The 774-nt window shown below is 60.6% G+C and carries 2 protein-coding genes; both read right to left on the bottom strand.

Annotation, left to right across the window (positions count from 1 at the left end; genetic code table 11):
• A partial coding sequence (groES, locus tag EOA22_RS16735) for a co-chaperone GroES (protein WP_006203049.1) occupies positions 1 to 293 on the bottom strand: 293 nt, incomplete at its 3' end.
• Between the two features lie 164 nt (positions 294 to 457).
• Positions 458 to 757 (bottom strand): hypothetical protein, encoded by a 300-nt coding sequence (locus EOA22_RS38905; RefSeq protein ID WP_245478643.1) that lies wholly within the window; start codon positions 755 to 757, stop codon positions 458 to 460.
• Positions 758 to 774 lie beyond the last annotated feature (17 nt).

Below are 774 nucleotides of genomic sequence, written 5' to 3'. Positions count from 1 at the left end.
CCGATGATGCCCATGATGTCGGATTCCTTCATGATCAGAAGGTCTTCGCCATTGAGCTTGACTTCGGTGCCCGACCACTTGCCGAACAGGATGCGGTCGCCGGCCTTGACGTCCAGCGGGACCAGCTTGCCAGCTTCGTCACGAGCGCCGGAGCCGACAGCGATGATCTCGCCTTCCTGCGGCTTTTCCTTTGCCGTGTCGGGGATGATGATCCCGCCAGCGGTCTTGGATTCGGATTCGACCCGGCGAACGACCACGCGGTCATGAAGCGGGCGGAACTTCGACTTTGCCATTTTTTCTTCCTCGATGAGAACGGTGAGAAACAGTTCCTCCATCCGGCGGCGCCGGACATGTGGTTAGCACTCACCAAAGGCGAGTGCTAACGTGGCGCTGAAATAGGCTGGCGGCGCGCCGGAGTCAAGGCGCTCGGAGCGCCTCTTGGCGCATGATGATGAACTTACCGGTGCCTGGCCGAACCGAGCACCAGAAGCGGGCACCGTTCCGCCAGCGGATAGCTTCCGCTCGGCACGACGCGCACGTCGCCGAACCAGTTGGCTGCCTCGTTGGTCAGCGTGGCCAGCGTCGCGAAGCTGTAGCTTATGTCCGAGCCTGCATAGACGTCGATCGTGTTGATCGAGCTCATGCTCCATCCTGTTCGCGCGGCAAGAGCTTCGCGGTCCGGAAACAGTCTGCCGAATGCATCGCGGATCGTTGCCACCTTGATGGTAAAATCGCGGTCGTCGGTCGTACACGCCATCGCAATCCTCCTTTTGA

Origin of the sequence: Mesorhizobium sp. M7A.F.Ca.US.014.04.1.1 (assembly GCF_003998745.1) — a bacterium.
GTDB classification, from domain to species: domain Bacteria; phylum Pseudomonadota; class Alphaproteobacteria; order Rhizobiales; family Rhizobiaceae; genus Mesorhizobium; species Mesorhizobium ciceri.
This window is presented reverse-complemented; position numbering and strand designations above follow the sequence as displayed.